2 protein-coding genes are annotated in these 3,588 nt (G+C 70.8%); both read right to left on the minus strand.

The annotated features are described in order from the left end of the window. Positions 1–43 precede the first annotated feature (43 nt). Positions 44–1,861: a GDSL-type esterase/lipase family protein gene (locus QL985_RS11835; RefSeq protein WP_052239296.1), complete on the minus strand. Its 1,818-nt coding sequence runs from the start codon at positions 1,859–1,861 to the stop codon at positions 44–46. Positions 1,862–1,969: 108 nt separating this feature from the next. After that, entirely contained in the window at positions 1,970–3,532 is a 1,563-nt protein-coding gene (locus tag QL985_RS11840; RefSeq protein ID WP_039101521.1) for a nucleobase:cation symporter-2 family protein, read from the minus strand. Positions 3,533–3,588: the final 56 nt, after the last annotated feature.

A 3,588-nucleotide genomic window follows, 5' to 3' on the forward strand; every position in this document is an offset into this window, starting at 1 on the left:
GCCCACCCGGCCCGGTGGGTGGGCGGCACCGGGCCGGGTGGGCTCAGGAACCTTGCGCGAGGGCCTGCTGCAACTGGGGCGCGAAGACCTTCCCCATGTGGATCTGCCCGGCCTCGTTGAAGTGGTACTGGTCGTACATGTATCCGCGGGCGTTGTAGGTGTCGATCCAGCCGCGCATCGGGATGAAACGCGCCCCGGTCTGACGGGCGGTGACCCGCAGCGCCTCCTCGACCCGCTGACGGTCAGCGTAGAAGACGTCGGAGCGGGAGATGACGCCGCCCACCACGATCGTGGACGTGGGGTACATGCGCTGCAGCTCCCGGACCACGGCGGTGGAGCGGGACGTGATGGTCGCGGAGCTGGCGCCGCGGTCGTTGCCGGAGCCGCCCACGAAGATCATGCCGGGAGCGCCCTTGGGCAGGGCCCAGTGGTTGTCCAGCACGCCCATGCCGTAGGAGCCGTAGTTGTTGCCCTGGTTGTTGGCCACGTACCCGATGCCGCCCATGCGGTAGACGGTCTGGTCGTAGCCGTTGGCGGCGATCCCGCGCCCCACCCACGAGCTCTCCGCCACCTGGGAGTCCCCGATCACCAGGGCGTCCTCGGCTCCCAGGGTGAGGTCGGCGCGCATGACCTTCGCCCGGGAGGCGTCCCACACCAGGGACTCCTTCTGGAACGTTGTGCGCACCGCGCCACCCGTTCCCGACGCCGCCCGGGGCAGTCCGTGGAGCGCGGTGTTGCGCTCCCACACGGCGGCCACGCTCTTGGACGCCGGGACGAAGCCGTAGGTGGCCGAGTGGTAGACCGTCCCGTTCGCGTAGCGCCTGGCGGAGGTGCCGGCCACGGAGATCTTTCCTCCGGCGGGGGCTCCCAGCCCGTGCTTCGTGGCGGTGGCGTCGAACGCTGAGGTGTCCGACGGGCGGGAAGGGGGTGTGCTGAACCGTGTGGTCGTGACCTTCCGGGTGGCAGTGGAGTACCGCATGGTGCCGCGTTCGAAGCGCTGCTCCACGCCGCCGGAGACGGCGTACTCCTGGGACACGGGATACCCGAGGCCGCGTTCGTACCCGGAACGCTGCCACGCGCTGAGGATGGCGCCCTTGATGGTGTGGCCGCCGGTCTTCGGGGACCAGTACGCCCGGCCCGCGTGGAACATCTGGTAGGCCCCGCCGCGCTCCAGGCCGCCCCGTTCAGGGGTCACCGCCGCACCCGTGCGCTTGTCGGTGGCCCAGCCGGCGCGGATGCCGCCACGCACCGTCTGCGTGCTCCCACTCTTGGCGTGCCACGTGAACGTGTAGCGAGAACCGGTGGAGGGGATGAGGAAGTCCTGCGCGGCCCCTCCCGCCACGGGGTGCTCGGGGCCGCTGGGCGCTCCCGCGTTGGCGGGGCCGCCGGCTGCGGTGTACGCGGTGCGCATGCCGCCGCGCACCGGGTGGGTGCCGGTTGCGGGGCTCCACACCAGTGTGGCGTTCGTGAACCGCTGGGATGCCACCCCGCTCACGTCCGTGGCCTCGTTGCCCAGCGGCAGACCGAAGCCCTGGATGTTGCGGGACCACGCGGAGTACATGCCGCCACGCACCACGGAGACGCTGGTGCGCGGGGTGTAGGTCAGGGCGCCGCGCTCGAACCGCTGGACGCAGCCACTGGAGGGGTACCCGCACTTCTCCCGTTCCACGGGCTCCCCGATGGCGGTGCGGAGCTCGGGGTGCGCGGTGTAGTAGGCGCCGATGGCGCCGTTGAGCGGGGGAGCGTCGTCGGCGTGGGCGCTCGGCAGGAACGCCGTGGTGGCGCCCAGGGCCAGGACGAGCGAGAGGACGAGAGCGACGAGTGCGCGCAGGGGGCAACGGCGGAGGAACGAGGGGTGCACAGGAGAGCCTCTGAGGAAAGCAGCGGGGGACCGTGGCCCGGAACGGACGGCCGCAGGGAGTCAGCCCGATCCCTGTGCGAACGCGAATGCGCTGGGCCGGTTCACATGCTACTCGACCACCGCGCGGCGGATCTCGTCCAACGAGGTGAGCTCACCCGCGTTGATGCGTTCGCGCACCGACTCGTACTGCTCCTGGGAGGACGCGAACGGGATCTCCCGCCCGTGGGCGTCCAGCAGGCGGCCGTCCACGAACTGGTCGCCGTCCTGCAGGGCGCCGGCCTCCCGTGGGGAGAGCACACGCAGTCCCACGGTGCCCATGCCCATGGCCTCCGTGGAGCGCTTGTGCACGCTGAGCTCGTTGAAGAAGAAGTTCATCACCAGCGCGGCCACCGCGGCGGAGGAGATCCCGGAGGAGAAGATGATGCCCACCCAGGAGGGGAACGCCGCGTAGAAGCCCGGGGCCACGATTGGCACCATCCCGAAGGACAGGGACACTGCCACGATGATCAGGTTCATGCCCCCGCGGTAGTCCACCCGTGCCAGGGTGCGGATGCCCGAGGACATCACGGTGCCGAACAGCACGAAGCCCGCGCCACCCATCACCGGCAGCGGGATCGCGGCGATCACCTGGCCGAGCACCGGGAGCATGCCCAGCAGCACCATGAACACGCCGCCCAGTGCCACCACGTAGCGGCTCTTGACCTTGGTGATCGCCACCAGGCCCACGTTCTGCACGAACGCGGTCTGGGTGAAGGAGTTGAACACGGGCGCCACGGCGGAGGAGAGCATGTCCGCGCGCAGCCCGTCCGCGATGCGCGCGGAGTCGATGCGCGATCCCGTGACCTCGGACAGGGCCAGGATGTCCGCGGTGGTCTCCGCCATGTTCACCAGGATCACGATGCACATGGCCACGATCGCCGCCATGTGGAACGTGGGCGGGCCGAAGTGGAACGGCGAGGGCAGCGCGAACCACGGGCCCTGCCCCACCTGCGAGAAGTCCGCCATGCCCACGGCCCACGCCACCACGGTGCCGACGACGATCGCCACCAGGATGGCCAGCCGGGACAGCACCGCGCCGCCGAACTTGGACAGCAGCAGCACCGCGAGCAGCGTGACCCCCGCCAGGGCGATGTTCGCCAGCGAGCCGTACCCGGGCGCCTTCTCGTCCCCGCCCATGGACCACGACGCCGCCACGGGCACCAGGGTGATGCCGATCGTCGTGATGATCGACCCCGTGACCACGGGCGGGAAGAACCGCAGCACGCGGGCGAAGAACGGGGCCATCAGGAACCCGAACACGGAGGCCACCATGATGGAGCCCATCACGGACGGCATGCCACCGCCCGTGGCCAGCACGGACAGCATGGTGGCGATCCCGGTGAAGGACACCCCCTGCACGAGCGGCAGCTGGCAGCCGATCCGCGGCAGCCCCCACGCCTGCAGGAACGTGGCGAACCCGCCCACGAACAGAGCGGCGGCCACGAGCAGGGCGGTCGTGGCGGCGTCGTACCCCGCGGCTCCGGCCACCACGAGCGGCACGGCGATAAGCCCGCCGTACATGGTGAGGATGTGCTGGACGGCGTAGACCACGGTGCGCCCGGCACCCAGCCGTTCGTCCTCGGGGCGGGTGCCCCGTTCCACGGCGGGGGCGGGTGCTGCGCTGCTGGACATGGGGATCCTCGATCAGGCGGTCTTGTGCGGGACACGGCAAGTGTAGGCGGGGGCCC

It is taken from the genome of Kocuria sp. APC 4018 (genome assembly GCF_030407675.1).
Taxonomy (GTDB): domain Bacteria; phylum Actinomycetota; class Actinomycetes; order Actinomycetales; family Micrococcaceae; genus Kocuria; species Kocuria rhizophila.